The following is a 16,353-nucleotide window of genomic DNA, read 5'->3' as shown; positions in this document are numbered from 1 at the left end:
TTCTAAGCTGCCTGACCGGCAGTGAACATAAAAACCCCAACAATTGAATTTGTGGTTTATTTCTAAGCTGCCTGACCGGCAGTGAACGATAGCGACGTCCTTAAGTATTTTGGCATCATTTTCTAAGCTGCCTGACCGACAGTGAACGCGGTGCAAAGCTTGCTATTTGTTCTGTGTGTTTTCTAAGCTGCCTGACCGGCAGTGAACGTGCTCAATGAGAGCGCCGCGCGTGGCCCGCATTTCTAAGCTGCCTGACCGGCAGTGAACTGTTAGGTTTTGGGGTTTAGGCTCTGAACTACTTAAGATTATTCCTCTTTGGGAAGAAATACCCTCTATTTTTGACGGGGTTGGCGATTCATTAAAATCAATAGGTTAGCGAAAGTGCAAAAAAGAGGGTCATTTCGGAGATGGCATTGATACCCCACTTTCCTTAGCGGAAAGCGGAGCCGAACGGGCTTTTTTGCTCCTCCTCCTGCGAAGGGGGAGGACGGGAGGGGGTTTTAAGGGCTGACGCCTTATCAAAGCAAACTTCAACTTATTGATTTTTCTTTAATACCCCATCCCAGCCTTCCCCTTCGCAGGGGAAGGAGCCGTTCTCAGTTGTATTTAATTTCGGTATACCTGCTCGGCCAGATGGTTTGCAGTAAGTTGCAAGCGACTGCCTGTTCGGCAGTGAACAAGCACTACGGCATCAAGGCTGTCCCCGCGCTTTTCTAAGCTGCCTGTGCGGCAGTGAACACGAAGTCAAAACTGGCGGCCAGCACCGTGCCTTTCTAAGCTGCTTGTGCGGCAGTGAACCAATTCGGGAACCTGGGCGGCATCTCAAAACATTTCTAAGCTGCCTGTGCGGCAGTGAACATATGCCGCTATTTTTCCGCGTACTGTTTCATTTTCTAAGCTGTCTGTGCGGCAGTGACCCCTATTGCGTCTGCGGTAATGGTGCATACAGTTTCTAAGCTGCCTGTGCGGCAGTGAACATCAGTCTCTTTACCGACCGCCGTGCCGAGTCTTTCTAAGCTGCCTGTGCGGCAGTGAACTGTTAGGTTTCGGGGTTTAGGCTCTGAACTGCCAAAGATTATTCCTCTTTGGGAAGAAATACCCTCTTTTTTTTGACGCGATAAGTGATTCATTGAAATCAATGAGTTAGCGAAAGTGCAAAAAAGAGGGTCATTTCGGAGAGGGCATAGATACCCCACTTTCCTTAGCGGAGAGCGGAGAGCGGAGCCGAACGGGCTTTTTGCTCCTCCCCCTGCGAAGGGGGAGGACGGGAGGGGGTTTTAAGGGCTGACGTCTTATCAAAGCAAACTTCAACTTCTTGATTTTTCTTTAATACCCCATCCCAGCCTTCCCCTTCGCAGGGGAAGGAGCCGCTCTCAGTTATATTTAATTTCGGTATATCTGCCCGGCCAGATGGTTTGCAGTAAGTTGCAAGCGACTGCCTGTGCAGCAGTGAACTTGAATCCGTTGAAGCGTCGACCGCCGATGACTTTCTAAGCTGCCTGTGCGGCAGTGAACATGCACTTATTTTTGATGGCGCTGATGCAAATTTTCTAAGCTGCCTGTGCGGCAGTGAACTGGAGGTCGAAAGCACCGTCTCGCCCGGTTGTTTTCTAAGCTGCCTGTGCGGCAGTGAACGCATCCCGCTGGACTTGCTTGGCGTAGTCGTGTTTCTAAGCTGCCTGTGCGGCAGTGAACCAGGCCGAGCGTCACGCTCCAGGCGTCGGACGTTTCTAAGCTGCCTGTGCGGCAGTGAACTGTTAGGTTTTGGGGGTTAGGCTCTGAACTGCCTAAGATTATTCCTCTTTGGGAAGAAATACCCTCTTTTTTTGACGGGGTTGGCGATTCTTTAAAATCAATAGGTTAGCGAAAGTGCAAAAAAAAGGGTCATTTCGGAGAGGGCATTGATACCCCACTTTCCTTAGCGGAGAGCGGAGCCGAACGGGCTTTTTTGCTCCTCCCACTTCGCAGTGGGAGTTAACTCCCTCTTTGTGACTCCCCTTCCAAATCTTCGCTAAAACGATGTAATTCGATCCCATCGCTATAAAAATTTGAAACGCCGTTCTATAAATGGAGTGTTGAGTGCTTTGCACTTTCATATGGAGAACGAATATATGACCCGTCCACTGTTTCATGGCGTGATCCCACCAGTCGCAACAATCCTGAATGAAAACGAACAGCTTGACCGTCAGGGCATGGCGCGACTGATTGATTTTGCGATTGAAGGCGGCGTAAACGGCCTGTTTTTCCTCGGCAGCGCGGGAGAATTTGCGCATATGTCCCGCGAACTGCGGCATGAAGTCGCCGAATTTTGCACCAGACACGTTGCCGGACGCGTGCCGGTGCTGATCGGAGCTGCGCATCCCGGCACGGCGGAAACGCTGGCGTTCGCACAACACGCTAAAAGCGTCGGGGCGGACGGCGTGGTGCTGGTGAATCCCTATTACAATCCGCTGACCGAAGAAGCGCTGTATCTGCATTACCGCACCCTTGCTGAAAACGCGGGTCTGCCGGTGATTCTGTATAACTATCCGGCGCTGACAGGTCAGCCGATTCCCGTCAGTCTGATTAAACGCCTGGCGCTGGATTGCCCGAACATCGTCGGACTGAAAGACACCGTCGACAGTCTCAATCATATTCGCGAAACGATACAGGCCGTGAAACCTGAACGCCCTGATTTCGCGGTATTTTCCGGTTATGACGAATATCTGTTCGGTACGCTAATCCTCGGCGGGGACGGTGCTATTCCCGCCAGCGCCAACTTTGCGCCGCACCTCACTTGCGGAATTTACCGCGCTTTCAGAGAGAAAGATTTCGCCACTGCGGTAGAACTGCAACAGCGGTTATCTTTCCTGCCGCCGCTCTACACGCTGGATACGCCCATTTACAACGTCATCAAATACGCCATCTCGCAGGTCGGTATCGACGTACCTGTTTATTCGCTGAAACCGGCGTTGCCACTGAGTAGTGATAAACAAAAAACTGTGCGTGATATTTTGAAACAAGCCGGCGTCAGTGTCGCCGGTTAAGCCCTCTGCGCCTCCCCCTTCGTAACGGGAGGCGAAAACCCTCAATCTAAATCGAAATCATTACTATTCCGCTTTAATATTCGATACTCTATTCCCATGATTTACAGAGCCGAATGACGTTTATAACGCAATGATGCAAACACTCCTCGACAGTTTCCGCGAAACGCCGGTCAGCTGGGTTGCCGATACTTTCAAACCTATGTCGCCGCTGGTGACGAATGCCGTGCCGATGTCGCACCTCACGACGGCGGAAGGCTGCGCCAGCGTGCTCAAACGCTATCTGGACGCCAATGCGGCCGATGCCGCAAAGTGCGATACCCGCCGCGCACGTATCTCGATGTGGTCACAATGGTATTTCGCTACCCTGCTGCCAAGCTGGGTAATCGTTTCCCTGCGCCACGGCTGGCAGTTACCTATCGCCGCTGAAAATGTCTATCTGTGTATGCAGGAAGAAGGCTTACCGGCGCAGATTTATCTGGATGGCGAAGGCGAAGCGCTGATTTCACAGGAGCCCATGGCGCGATTTGACGTGATGATCGAGCAGCAGCTGCGCCCGATTTGCGAAGCACTGGCAGAATTCTCCGGGCTGAAACCGGGTATTTACTGGAGCAATGCGGCGATACGCGTTGGCTGGGGCGTGAAACAGGCGGAACTGGTTGATGCTGATATTTCTGACGGTATGACGTTGATGGAATCACGCGAGCTGCGCTACGGCGGCAAAAACCCGTTGTTTCAGCCGATGCGCGCCGAAGACCCTTCCGATCCTGACAGCCCGCAGTATCGCAAACAATGCTGTCTGCGCTACGATCTGGCCGATCACGCCATGTGCCCTTCCTGCCCGTTATTGCTAGCAGAACGCAAATCCGGCAAAAGACGTAAAACTCTCGCGGAGTAATTTGCAAATCTGCCAGCCACTTACAAAAGCTGAATAAACTTAGCGTAAAAAATGATTGGATCTTAGCAGCGGATAAATATATGAATTGGGTTATATAGACCAACGAGGTATTCATCATGACAATGAAAAAACCTAAGAGCTGGCCAACCGCTCTTAACTCGCTGGCCTCAGAGGTGATTGATACTCTGGCGCAACCCGTTAACCGCGTATGGAACACGTTAACCGGCAATCAGCAGCCGCTCAGAGCAAGGATTGTTCATCGTTATGCGATTCCGTCTACCCGCACCATCAGCGTAACGGAAGGGTTCTTCGGATTTATTCCGGTAGAATCTTATGAAAACGAACGTTTTATTCTGGAAGTCGCCTACGCCGACAAACAGTATCAGGTAGAAGTCCCGCGGGCTTATTACCAGAAAAGTAATATCGGCGACGGTATCGATATCCACACGCTGTAACGCCCTCTTCTTTAAACAGGCTGCACCTTCACGGGCGCAGCCTTTTTTTATGCCCTGAACTCTGCCGTTTCTGCCAAAAAATCTGCCTTACCCCACAGATTCCGCTTTTATTTTGTTCAAAACATGAAAATTATTGACATAATAATCACCTGAATTTAGAAAATTATTTACATTCTATTCCCGCCGTTTCTCTCCTTTTATGAGGTTAATGATGACCCGCACCGGACAGCTTTCCCCTGCCTCTGCCAGCCAGTCACGCCGCGCGTTAGTCGCCGGTTCAGTGGGCAACTTTATCGAATGGTACGAATTTGGCGTTTACGGTTATCTGGCGACACTGATCGCCGGTAACTTTTTCACGCTCGAAGGCCAGACCGGCATGACCGGTTTGCTTCTGACGTACGCGTCGTTTGCACTGGCCTTTTTCTGCCGCCCGATTGGCGCCATTATCTTTGGCCGCATCGGCGACCGCATTGGCCGTAAGCCCACGCTGATTGCCGTGGTATTACTGATGACCCTCGCCACCGCCATCATCGGTATCCTGCCGACTTACGCACAAATTGGCGTCGCCGCGCCGCTGTTACTGACGCTGATGCGCATGTTCCAGGGCCTGTTTGCAGGCGGTGAATTTGGCGGCGCGGTTTCGCTGATGACAGAGTTCGCCCCGAAAGGCAAACGCGGAATTTACGGCGCGTGGCAGTCTTTCACCGTTTCACTCGGCCTGCTGACCGGCGTGGCGCTGGTGGCCATTCTGGTGCAGTGGCTGCCGGATGCTGAAATGAAAGCCTGGGGCTGGCGCATTCCGTTCCTGCTGGCCCTGCCGATGGGGCTGGTGGCGCTTTATCTGCGCCTTAAACTTGACGAAACACCGACCTTTATTGCCAGCCAGAAACCGGAAAAAAACGCGCCGCGCACGGCGGAAGAAAAAGCCTCAACGCTGGCAACCGCCAAAGCTATCGCGCTGGGGATTGGCCGCATGATGGGCTGGTCGGCGGGCGGTTACACCTTCCTGGTGGTGATGCCGTCGTATCTGCAAACCTCGCTTCACGCCACGTTTTTGCAGGCGCTGGTCGCGACCGTGCTGGCGAACGTCGGTTTCGCGATTGCGATCCTGCCATCGGGCTGGCTGAGTGACAAAATCGGCCGCAAAAAAGTGATGATGATTGCCGTGCTGGCGGTGATTATTCTCAGCTTCCCGCTGCTGCATCTGCTGCAAAACCCGGAAAGCAGCCTGCTGGCAAAAGGCGTCGCCGTGCTGATTGCCGGTGTAACCATCGGCATGATTGCAGGCCCCGGCCCGGCGATGCTGGCGGAAATGTTCCCAACCCGCGTGCGCTATACCGGCCTCGGGCTGTCGTATTCATTGTCGAACGCCGTGTTCTCCGGCTGCGCGGGGCTTATCATCACCGGCCTGATTAAAGAAACCGGGAATCTGGATATTCCGGCGTATTACGTGGTGGCAACCTGCGTGGTCAGCCTGTTTGCGCTGATGACGCTGCGCAAAGACGACCATCTTCGCGAACTGGAAAAATAACCGATGAATCTGCAATCGCGTTTACAGGCTTTGCAGGGCAGCTTTTCACCGGCTGAAAAACGGATCATCACCCTCATTATGCTGAGCCCGCCGGATGTCGCAAAATTGAGCGTAACGGCACTGGCGCAGCTTGCGCAAACCAGTACCGCCACGGTGGTGCGAACCAGCAAACGATTAGGGTTTGAGGGGTACCCCGCGCTGCGGCTGGCGCTGGCGGCAGAATTACCCCTTGCGCTACCGCACGCTGAATCGCCACTGGCGGCAGACATTAATGAAACCGATTCGCCGAAGCAAATCCTGTATAAGCTGCTGGCGTTTGAGGTGGAAGGCGCGACGGCGACGGCGCAGTTGCTGAAAGGCGAATCGCTGGAAGAAGCCGTTGCGGCGCTGGCTAAGGCGCGACGGATTGACGTCTACGGCGCAGGCGCGTCTTCGCTTGTAGCACAGGATTTTTGCCAGAAACTGCGCCGCATCGGCCTTATCGCCCAGACGTTCGGCAGCACCGATGAAAGCCTGGTGAGCGCCTGTCAGTTAACGGCGGCGGATGTCGCGCTGGCGATTTCCCATTCCGGCGAAACGGCGGGCGTGCTGGACGCCCTGCTGCATGCGAAAAACGCCGGTGCGGCAACGCTCGCCATCACCGCCAATGGCCGGTCACCGCTGGCGCGCAAAGCCGACATTGTGCTGCTCACCAGCAGCCGCGAACTGGGTTTCCGCGCCGCCGCGATGGCGAGCCGCACCAGCCAGTTGCTGATTATCGATTGCCTGTATATCGGCGTTGCGCAGCGTTTACCCGGCGCGCGGGACGCCTTACGCAAAACCCATGACGCCGTGCGCCAGCGCCGCCGCTGATATTCCGGCACTTCACCACGCGCCTTCTATACTTCATGAAACACCCCGTTTTATGCGTTTATCTGAGGGCAGCCATGTTCACCCACCGTTTGGTTTTTCCTGCCAGCGTGCTTCGCGGACGCGGAGCGATTAAACATTTAGGCGCAATGTGCGGACGTCTCGGCCAGCGGACGTTATTGGTCGGCGGTAAACGGGCAATTGCCAGCGTGGAAACCAAAGTCGCCGATCAGCTCGAACAACAGATGGTCAGTTATCTCGGCAGTGAAATCTTCAACGGCGAATGTTGCCAGCAGGAAATCAACCGGCTGGCGGACGTTTTCCGCACACAGGGCGTTGAAGTGATTATCGCCACCGGCGGCGGAAAGGCGCTGGATACTGCCAAAGCGGCGGGCGTCGCCTGCAATATTCCGGTCGTCACGTTACCGAGCATCGCGGGCACCTGCTCCGCCGTCACCTCGCTGGCGTTTCGTTATCATGAGGACGGCGAGTTCCGCGACATGGTTCCGCTTCCCTGCGGCCCGGCGGCAGCGGTGATCGACGCTGATTTGCTCGCAGCTTCTCCGCTGCCGTGGCTTTCAGCCGGTATCGGCGACACGCTGGCAAAATGGTACGAATACCGTGCCATCAGTGACCTGACCCGGCTCACCGGCCTTGCCGGTGTTGCGAGAACCAACAGTGAACTTTGCTATACGCTCATCGAACACTTCGCCGCCGACGCCTGTTTCGCGGTGCAGGACGGCAAAGCCAATAACGCGCTCGAACAGGTTCTCGATGCGATTTTCCTCTACGCCGGACTGACGTCCATTATGAGCAACGGCGCACACACCGGCGCATCCCACGCGTTATACGAAGGTTTCACCGCCTGCGCTAAAACCCGCCACGTCGCCCACGGTCTGCTGGTAGGCTACGGGAATCTGTGCCTGCTGGCACTCGAAGGCCGCAGCGATGAAGAGCTGCAAACCGCTTTAGCCCTGGCGCGTGCCAGCGCGATCCCGACGCAGCTTTCACATATCGCGCAGGGCCTGACGGAGCAGGATCTGGCAGTGATTATCGACCGGAGTCTGAGTACGCCGGATATGGCAAACATGCCGGGGGATGTCTGTTTCGCAGATGTGAGGGGGGCGATTGAGAGAGTTGAAGGGCTCGCCGCCCAAACGGGTCTTGGTTTTAAATAACCGAAACTTTCTCAGTCCGCCGACAGCCCCCGCTGCAAGTGAGAAACCGAAATCGTCTCGAACGGCTATTGAAACCACCTCCAGGTCGCAACTGTTATACCTGATTATCACAATACTGTTCCTGTTATACCCACTCCCCTTCATGGTTAAATCCCCTTTCATCATCTGCTATAAAAATAGGTCCTCTCATGTTGGGTTTAGATGCCTTCGAACTGGCGCGTATACAGTTCGCTTTCACCGTTTCTTTCCATATAATTTTCCCCGCCATCACCATCGGGCTGGCCAGTTTTCTGGCGGTGCTTGAAGGGATGTGGCTTAAAACCAAAAAAGAGGAATATCGCGACCTCTATCATTTCTGGTCAAAAATCTTTGCCGTGAATTTCGGCATGGGCGTGGTTTCCGGGCTGGTGATGGCGTATCAGTTCGGGACTAACTGGAGCTTTTTCTCATCATTTGCAGGCAGCATTACCGGCCCCCTGCTGACTTACGAAGTATTGACCGCCTTCTTCCTTGAAGCGGGTTTTCTGGGCGTGATGCTGTTCGGCTGGAACCGTGTCGGCCCCGGTCTGCACTTTTTCGCCACCTGTATGGTCGCGCTCGGCACGCTGATGTCCACTTTCTGGATCCTCGCGTCTAACAGCTGGATGCAGACGCCGCAGGGGTTTGAGATCGTCAACAATCAGGTGGTGCCGGTGGACTGGCTGAAAGTCATTTTCAACCCGTCGTTTCCCTACCGTTTGCTGCATATGACCACCGCCGCATTCCTGTCATCGGCGTTTTTCGTCGGCGCGTCTGCCGCCTGGCATCTGCTTAAAGGGCGCAATACCCCGGCGATGCGCACCATGCTGTCGATGGCAATGTGGATGGCGCTGATCGTTTCTCCGGTTCAGGCGCTGATTGGCGACGCACACGGGCTGAACACGCTGAAATATCAGCCCGCGAAAATCGCGGCAATTGAAGGCCACTGGGAGAATAAAAACAGCGAGCCGTCGCCGCTGATTCTGTTTGGGTATCCGGATAAGGAACGCGAGGAAACGCGTTATTCGCTGGAAATCCCCTATCTCGGCAGCCTGATCCTCACGCACAGCCTGACGCAGCAAATCCCGGCGCTGAAATCATTCCCGAAAGAAGACCGGCCTGACCCGACCATCGTTTTCTACAGTTTCCGCATTATGGCCGGGCTCGGCATGCTGATGATCGTGCTGGGATTGTGGAGCCTCTGGCTGCGCTGGCGCGGTAATCTTTATGAAAACAGAGCGTTTTTGCGGTTTGCATTACTGATGGGGCCGTCTGGTCTGATTGCCCTGCTGGCGGGCTGGTTTACCACTGAAATTGGCCGCCAGCCGTGGGTGGTTTATGGTCTGCTGCGCACGAAAGACGCCGTTTCCAGCCACGGCGAGATGCAGATGAGCATCAGCCTGCTGCTGTTCGTGGTGATTTATTCCTCGGTGTTTGGCGTCGGTTATCTCTACATGATGAAGCTTATCCGCAAAGGGCCGCAGCCGCATGAGGGTCTGAGTCAGGATCACGGCGGACCGGGGCAACATCGCACACCGGCGCGTCCGCTGTCGGCTATTAAAGAACCGCTGAACGACGAAGGAGTCTGAAAATGGGTATCGATCTTCCGCTGATTTGGTTTTTGATCATCGTCTTTGGCGTGATGATGTACGTGGTGATGGACGGCTTTGATCTGGGCATCGGCCTGCTGTTCCCGCTGGTGAAAGCAGAGCATGAGCGCGATGTGATGATGAACACCGTGGCGCCTGTCTGGGACGGTAACGAAACCTGGCTGGTACTCGGCGGTGCGGCGCTGTTTGGCGCGTTTCCTCTGGCGTATTCCGTGGTGCTCGACGCGCTGACTATTCCGCTCACATTAATGCTGTTCGGCCTGATTTTCCGCGGCGTGGCCTTTGAATTTCGCTTCAAAGCCAGTGCGGCAAAGCGCCACGTCTGGGACAAATCGTTTATCGCCGGTTCAGTGCTGGCAACGTTTTGTCAGGGCGTGGTGCTCGGCGCGGTCGTCGGCGGCATTCCGGTGGCTAACCGCGCCTATGCTGGTGGCGCGCTGGACTGGCTGACGCCGTTCAATCTGTTCTGCGGCTTCGGGCTGGTCGTGACCTACGCCCTGCTCGGCTGTACGTGGCTGATTATGAAAACCGAAGGCCGCCTGCAGGAAAGCATGCACCGCTGCGCAAAACCGCTGCTTTTCACCTTTCTGATCGTGCTGGTGATCATCAGCATCTGGACGCCGCTGACGCACGCCGCCATCGCCACGCGCTGGTTCAGTGTGCCGAATCTGTTCTGGTTCCTGCCGGTTCCGGTGCTGGTGTTACTGGTGGCGTTCTGGATGTTGCGCGCGGTAAACCGTCAGGCACACCACTCGCCGTTCCTGCTGACGCTGGCACTGATTTTCCTCGGATATACCGGCCTTGGGATCAGCATCTGGCCGAACATTATTCCCCCGTCCGTCTCCATCTGGGAGGCGTCTGCTCCGCCGCAAAGTCAGGGATTCATGCTGGTCGGCGCGCTGTTTATTATCCCGATTATTCTGGTTTATACCTTCTGGAGCTATTACGTGTTCAGAGGGAAAGTGACGCCGGAACAGGGCTATCACTGAGATGCGGAGGAGTAAATGAAGAAGCTCATCAGGGAAATGGATGATGAAACCGTTATCCGTCAGCCTTTCTGGAAACGCGTCGGCTGGATGGCGGCTATCTGGCTGGGCAGCGTACTGGCGCTGTTTGTTGTCGCCTCGGTGTTTAAATTGCTGATGGCCGCAGCGGGAATGCGCACGCACTGATTTATTGACGTTTATCCAAACAAAAAACCTCCGTCAAATTTGGCGGAGGTTTTCTTTATTGCAGATAACGACAGCGGATAACGACAGCCAGTCAGCGCAGCAGGTTATCGAGACGATCGTCGTCGATGCCGTCCGGCTCAAGGTGCGCCGTCACATCGGCAAACTTGAACAATTTGCCCACCGCCATTTCGGCCGCGTCGCCGATATCGTGCCCGATATCCACGCTCAGGTTGCCGTCAACTTCCACATGGAACTCCACAAAAACGCGGTCGCCGCCGTTACGGGTGCGGATATCATGCACGCCTTTCACGCCGGTCACGCTCAGCACAGCTTCTTTGACGCGTTTACGGTCATCGGCGCTCAGCTCCCGGTCCAGCAACTGCGTCAGCGCATCCGCCGCCATGCCGCGTGCATTCCAGATCATATAGAAAGAAATCAGCAACGCGCCGATGGAGTCAGAACGCGTCCAGCCAAAATAGCGTTCGAAAATCAGCGCCAGCAGCACGGCGATATTCACCGCAACGTCGGTGATGTAATGCGCGCGATCAGCGGCAATCGCCGTGGAACCGGTGCGCTTCACCACGTACGTTTGCATCAGCACCAGGCCGGTCGCCGCCACACAGCTGATGATAATGACCCAGATCCCCAGCCCGAGTTGCGCCAGCGGCGCCGGGTTAATAATGCGTCCGATGGATTCCCCGCCGAGCACCAGCCCGGCTGCACCCAGCAACAACGCCTGAACAAAAGCGGCGACGGCTTCGGCTTTGCCGTGCCCGTAACGGTGCCCTTTGTCGGCAGGACGCAGCGCGTAACGCACGCCAATTAACGTCACCATGGACGCAAGTACATCGACCAGCCCGTCTGCTGCCGACGTCAGCAAAGCAATAGAGCCCGTCGCCACCCATGCCCAGACTTTGATGCACACCAGCACCAGCGCCACGCAGACAGAAACCAGAGAAGCGATACGCGTCAGCCCTTTATAGGAAGGGGCCGGGCGACTCATGAATGGCTCCGGACAAGCCGGTTTTTTTGAGAATTATTCACAGGAATTCCTGAAGCTGAGGATCAACTAAATTTGATAAATACAAATACCAGTCCGGCATTATAACCCATTTTCATTTTTTAAGACCTTCCCTATGGTTTGGATCTTCGTGCCCTGACTAAGGTTTATTGACCTATATTTACTTGCATTTACATCAATACAATCTAGCTTAAAACAAGATTTCTTTGTTCCGGCGCGCGGTCGCCGATAACCAGAAGAGCACTATGACAAACGATAACAATGCAAAACCTTCCGCGTCAGATGACGCACGTTCCGAACAGTCAGAACTCGACTCCAGCCAGGTGAAATCAGGAGAAGGCCACACTCAGGACAATAAATCTTCCCATAACGACGCCGGAGAACCGGACGAGAAACGCAAAGGCCCCGGCAAAAAGCCGCTGATTATTCTCGGTATTGTTGTAGTTGTCATGCTGGTCGTGGCGCTGGTTTGGTGGCTGATGACTAAAGATCAGATCAGCACCGACGATGCCTTTACCGAAGGCGACGCCGTGACCATCGCGCCGAAAATCGCCGGTTATGTCACTAATCTGGCGGTGAAAGATAACCAGTTTGTACATAAAGGCGATCTGCTGGTCGAAATCGATCCCCGTGATGCCACCGCGCAGCGCGATGCCGCGCAGGCGCAGCTTGGGCTGGCGGTTGCCCAACTGCATCAGGCGCAGGTTCAGTATGATCTGGCGAAAGTGCAGTATCCGGCGCAGCTGGCGCAGGCAAAGGCTCAGCAGACGCGTGCGGAAGCCAACTTACTTAACGCTACGGCAGATTTCCGTCGTCAGCGTGGTGTCGATCCGCGGGCGACCACGCAACAGAATATCGATACGTCCAACGCGCAGGTGCGTTCAGCCGCCGCAGACCTGGAAAATGCCAAAGCGCAGGTGCAGGTCGCCGCGCAGGTTCAGCTGAATATTCGTCAGGCCGAAACCAACGTTGAAGCCCGTCAGCAACAGGTTGAACAGGCCAAAGCGCAGCTCGAAAACGCCACACTGAATCTCTCGTATGCGCAGGTTCGCGCACCGTTCGACGGCTACGTCACCAAACGTAATGTGCAGCTCGGTACGCTGGTGCAGGCCGGTTCGTCGCTGTTCTCGGTGGTGTCGAAAGAGATCTGGATCGCCGCCAACTATAAAGAATCGCAGCTTGAGCGCATGCGTCCGGGCAATAAAGTTGAAATCACCGTTGATGCGTTCCCGGATATCAAACTTCATGGTCACGTCGACAGTATTCAGCAAGGCACCGGCTCGCGCTTCTCGGCCTTCCCGGCCGAAAATGCCACCGGTAACTATGTGAAAATTGTGCAGCGCGTTCCGGTCAAAATCGTCATCGACAGCGGCCTGGATGAAAATCATCATCTGCCGCTCGGCCTGTCTGTTGAACCGACGGTGACCGTCGAATGAATGAAGATCGCAGCTACTGGAAACCCAAGGCCAATCCATGGGCAGTTGCCGCCGTCGTAACCATTGCGGTGTTCATGGAAATCCTGGACACCACCATCGTTAACGTGGCGCTGCCGCACGTCGCCGGTTCGCTGTCCTCCAGTTATGACGAATCGACCTGGGTTTTAACATCATATCTGGTGGCCAACGGCATTGTGTTGCCGATTTCCGCGTTCCTCAGCCGCGTGATGGGCCGCAAAACCTACTTTCTGATCTGTATCGCGATGTTTACCGTTTGCTCTTTCCTGTGCGGTATCGCCACTGAGCTGTGGCAGATGATTTTGTTCCGCGTGTTGCAGGGGTTCTTCGGCGGCGGTTTACAGCCGATCCAGCAATCGGTGCTGCTGGATTATTTCAAGCCGGAAGATCGCGGCAAGGCGTTTGGCCTTTCATCGATTGCCATCATCGTGGCCCCGGTTGTCGGGCCGACGCTCGGCGGTTACATCACCGATAATTTCAGCTGGCGCTGGGTGTTTCTCATCAACATTCCGGTGGGGATTATCGCCCTGCTGGCGATTTATCAGTTGCTGGAAGATCCGCCGTGGGAGCGTAAAGCCAAAGGCAAACTCAGTATTGATTACATCGGTATCGGGCTGATTGCGCTCGGGCTGGGCTGTTTGCAGGTCATGATGGACCGCGGTGAGGACGACGACTGGTTTAAATCCGGCTTCATCGTCACCTTTGCGGTGCTGGCGGCAACCGGCATTGTCGGCGCGATTTACTGGCTGCTTTATGCCAAAAAACCGGTGGTCGATCTGCGCTGTATGAAGGATAAAAACTTCGCGGTCGCCGGTTTACTGATGGCCGGTATGGCGATGATTTTGTACGGCAGTTCGGTGGTGATTCCGCAGCTGGCGCAACAGCAGTTAGGCTATACCGCCACGCTCTCCGGGCTGGTGATGTCGCCCGGCGCGGTGCTGATTGTGTTGTCGATCCCGCTGGTGCTGAAACTGATGCCGATTGTGCAGACGCGTTACATCATTGCTTTCGGCTTCTTCCTGCTCGCCGCGTCGTTTATCTATTCTGCCACTCTGACGCCGGACGTCGATTTCACAACGCTGGTGATGTACCGCAGCGCGCAGTCGATCGGGCTGGGCTTCCTGTTTGTGCCGCTGACGACCATCGCGTTCATCACTATTCCGCAGCGGATGAACGCCGACGCCGCCGCGCTGTTTACCATGTTCCGTAACGTCGCAGGCTCGATCGGGATTTCGCTGGCAACGGCCGGTGTGACCGAACGAACGCAGGCACACAGTGCACACATGGCGCACAACATGTCGCCGCTGAATGAACAGTTTAATCAGGCCGTCAGCAAAAGTGCCGCCGCGATCCGCGATTTCGCCCACGTCGTCGGCGACCCGATGCAGCTCGCCACCGTGAAGATGTATCAGGAAATGATCTCGCAATCGCGCATCCTGGCTTACATCGATGTGTTCGGCTATTGCGCCATCGTCGCTGTTATTTTGATCCCATTTTGTTTCCTGCTTTCGCCGGTTAAGAGCGAAGGTAATGCCGGAGCACATTAAGTTGAATACGACCCGGAAGTTAAATAAGACCACGCTGTTTACCGTTTCGGCTCTCACGCTGGCGCTGGCGGGCTGCTCAGTGGGCCCTGATTACCAGAAACCGAATCCGGTCACGCCGGGCGCTTATAACGACATGACGAAGCCGAAAGACGCCGACGGCGCCTCTATCGCCCTGCCGTCAGAGCCGAATCCGTTATGGTGGAAAGCGTTTAACGACCCGCAGCTCGACAGCCTGATCACCCGTGCGATTGCCGGGAATATCTCCCTGCAACAGGCGGTGCTGCGCATTGCCGGTGCCCGCGAACAGGTCAAACAGGCAGAAGGCGCCTGGCTGCCGTCGGTTCAGGGCAGCGCGAAAGCCACGCGTCAGCAGCTTGGCCTGAAGGGCATTCTGGATTCCAGCGGGGCTTCACAGCAGCTGAACGATCTCAGCCCGGAAGCGTCCAGCGCCATTGATACGGCGACACGCCCGGTCAATCTGTATCAGGGAAGTTTCGATGCCAGCTGGGAGCTGGATCTATTTGGCGGCACGCGGCGTCAGGTTGAGGCCGCGAATGCGCAGACGCAATCTTCCGTCGAACAGCGTAACGATGCGCTGGTGTCGCTGGAAGCCGAAGTCGCCCGCACGTATCTGCAACTACGCGGTGCGCAAAGTGTGACGGCGGCGATTCAGACACAAATCGACGTGGCGCAGCAGACGCTGGATCTCACGCAAAACCGCCAGAAGAACGGCCTTTCTCCACAGCTGGATGTCGAAAATGCCCGCGCACAGCTGGGTTCATTGCGCGCCCAGTTGCCGCAGTATCAGGCGCAGGAGCGTCAGGCGATGAACGGGCTGGCGGTTCTGCTCGGCCAGACGCCGGGCTCGCTGGATGCCGAACTGACCGCACCAAAACCGATGCCTGCCCTGCCCGCCGCCGTCCCGGTTGGCGTCCCGTCGCAGCTGGCGCGTCGTCGCCCGGACGTGCGCAAAGCCGAAGCCGATCTTCACGCGGCGACGGCCAATATCGGCGTCTCCGTCGCGCAGATGTTCCCGAGTATTTCCCTCACCGGTCAGTTCGGGATGCGTAACACTGACGTCAGTTATCTCGACAACTGGAGCAGCCATTTCTACTCCTTTGGCCCGCAGGTCACGCTGCCGATCTTCCAGGGCGGACGTCTGGTTTCCAGCGTGCATCTTTCCCGTGCGCAGCAGGCCAATGCCGCGCTGAATTATCGCCAGACGGTGCTGACCGCGCTTCAGGACGTCGATAATGCGCTGGTGAATTACCGCACGGATCAGGATCAGGTGAACGGATTAGACCAGACGACCGAAGCGTTACAGACGGCGTTTGATCTCGCCAGCGACAGTTACCGTCAGGGACTTTCGACGTTCATCAACGTGCTCGACGCCCAGCGCCAGCTCGCGCAGGCGCATCAGCAATCCGCCGAAGCGAAAGTGAAAACCAGCACCGATCTGGTGTCACTGTACAAAGCCCTCGGCGGCGGCTGGGAGCCCTACCAGAACGTCGATTTACCGACCTACACCGTGTTTGGTCCGGCGGCAACGACGGATGTGAAAGTCAAAACGACGTCGGGGATAACGCCGTAAAGGCGG

At 55.7% G+C, this 16,353-nt stretch carries 13 protein-coding genes and 3 CRISPR repeat arrays (1 of these 16 running past the window's edge); of the genes, 12 read left to right on the top strand and 1 reads right to left on the bottom strand.

From position 1 onward, the window contains the following. Window positions 1-267: direct repeats of the CRISPR family, unit length 28 nt (it extends 121 nt beyond the left edge of the window). Window positions 268-709: 442 nt separating this feature from the next. After that, window positions 710-1,037: direct repeats of the CRISPR family, unit length 28 nt; unit sequence TTTCTAAGCTGCCTGTGCGGCAGTGAAC. 449 nt (window positions 1,038-1,486) lie between these two features. Then, window positions 1,487-1,755: direct repeats of the CRISPR family, unit length 28 nt; unit sequence TTTCTAAGCTGCCTGTGCGGCAGTGAAC. A 356-nt stretch (window positions 1,756-2,111) separates the two neighbouring features. From M2403_RS05525 to M2403_RS05485, 9 genes are all read left to right on the top strand, one after another. Then, the gene (locus M2403_RS05525; protein ID WP_259228693.1) at window positions 2,112-3,026 is read left to right on the top strand and encodes a dihydrodipicolinate synthase family protein; all 915 of its coding nucleotides are present in this window, start codon (window positions 2,112-2,114) and stop codon (window positions 3,024-3,026) included. 130 nt (window positions 3,027-3,156) lie between these two features. After that, window positions 3,157-3,921 carry a siderophore-iron reductase FhuF gene (gene fhuF / locus M2403_RS05520; RefSeq protein WP_152326064.1) on the top strand — a complete coding sequence of 255 codons (765 nt, stop codon included), beginning with the start codon at window positions 3,157-3,159 and terminating at the stop codon, window positions 3,919-3,921. A gap of 116 nt (window positions 3,922-4,037) precedes the next feature. Next, entirely contained in the window at window positions 4,038-4,376 is a 339-nt protein-coding gene (locus M2403_RS05515; RefSeq protein ID WP_152326063.1) for a hypothetical protein, read from the top strand. 211 nt (window positions 4,377-4,587) lie between these two features. Continuing rightward, window positions 4,588-5,907 (top strand): MFS transporter, encoded by a 1,320-nt coding sequence (locus M2403_RS05510; protein ID WP_152326362.1) that lies wholly within the window; start codon window positions 4,588-4,590, stop codon window positions 5,905-5,907. A 3-nt stretch (window positions 5,908-5,910) separates the two neighbouring features. Continuing rightward, window positions 5,911-6,759, top strand: coding sequence for a MurR/RpiR family transcriptional regulator (locus M2403_RS05505; RefSeq protein WP_259228692.1), 849 nt, complete (start codon window positions 5,911-5,913; stop codon window positions 6,757-6,759). A gap of 74 nt (window positions 6,760-6,833) precedes the next feature. Continuing rightward, complete coding sequence (locus tag M2403_RS05500) at window positions 6,834-7,934, top strand: iron-containing alcohol dehydrogenase family protein (protein WP_259228691.1); 1,101 nt, start codon at window positions 6,834-6,836, stop codon at window positions 7,932-7,934. Between the two features lie 188 nt (window positions 7,935-8,122). Continuing rightward, window positions 8,123-9,541 carry a cytochrome ubiquinol oxidase subunit I gene (locus M2403_RS05495; protein ID WP_259228690.1) on the top strand — a complete coding sequence of 473 codons (1,419 nt, stop codon included), beginning with the start codon at window positions 8,123-8,125 and terminating at the stop codon, window positions 9,539-9,541. Between the two features lie 2 nt (window positions 9,542-9,543). Further along, the gene (gene cydB, locus M2403_RS05490) at window positions 9,544-10,551 is read left to right on the top strand and encodes a cytochrome d ubiquinol oxidase subunit II (protein ID WP_259228689.1); all 1,008 of its coding nucleotides are present in this window, start codon (window positions 9,544-9,546) and stop codon (window positions 10,549-10,551) included. Between the two features lie 36 nt (window positions 10,552-10,587). Continuing rightward, complete coding sequence (locus M2403_RS05485; protein ID WP_259228910.1) at window positions 10,588-10,734, top strand: DUF2474 domain-containing protein; 147 nt, start codon at window positions 10,588-10,590, stop codon at window positions 10,732-10,734. A 91-nt stretch (window positions 10,735-10,825) separates the two neighbouring features. Here the strand turns inward: M2403_RS05485 and M2403_RS05480 are convergent, their stop codons facing one another. Beyond that, the gene (locus tag M2403_RS05480) at window positions 10,826-11,737 is read right to left on the bottom strand and encodes a cation diffusion facilitator family transporter (RefSeq protein WP_152326058.1); all 912 of its coding nucleotides are present in this window, start codon (window positions 11,735-11,737) and stop codon (window positions 10,826-10,828) included. 263 nt (window positions 11,738-12,000) lie between these two features. Between M2403_RS05480 and M2403_RS05475 the strand changes: the two genes are divergently transcribed. From M2403_RS05475 to M2403_RS05465, 3 genes are read left to right on the top strand one after another with little or no spacing between them, the layout of a single operon-like run. Beyond that, window positions 12,001-13,191, top strand: a complete 1,191-nt coding sequence (locus tag M2403_RS05475) for an HlyD family secretion protein (RefSeq protein WP_152326057.1) — start codon at window positions 12,001-12,003, stop codon at window positions 13,189-13,191. After that, a complete protein-coding gene (locus M2403_RS05470) occupies window positions 13,188-14,756 on the top strand; it encodes a DHA2 family efflux MFS transporter permease subunit (protein ID WP_195824628.1) in 1,569 nt (522 codons plus the stop codon). Before M2403_RS05475 ends, M2403_RS05470 begins: the two co-directional genes overlap by 4 nt. After that, window positions 14,740-16,347 (top strand): efflux transporter outer membrane subunit, encoded by a 1,608-nt coding sequence (locus M2403_RS05465; RefSeq protein ID WP_152326055.1) that lies wholly within the window; start codon window positions 14,740-14,742, stop codon window positions 16,345-16,347. Before M2403_RS05470 ends, M2403_RS05465 begins: the two co-directional genes overlap by 17 nt. Window positions 16,348-16,353: the final 6 nt, after the last annotated feature.

The organism is Rahnella sp. BIGb0603, from assembly GCF_024808755.1.
GTDB lineage: Bacteria > Pseudomonadota > Gammaproteobacteria > Enterobacterales > Enterobacteriaceae > Rahnella > Rahnella contaminans.
This window is presented reverse-complemented; position numbering and strand designations above follow the sequence as displayed.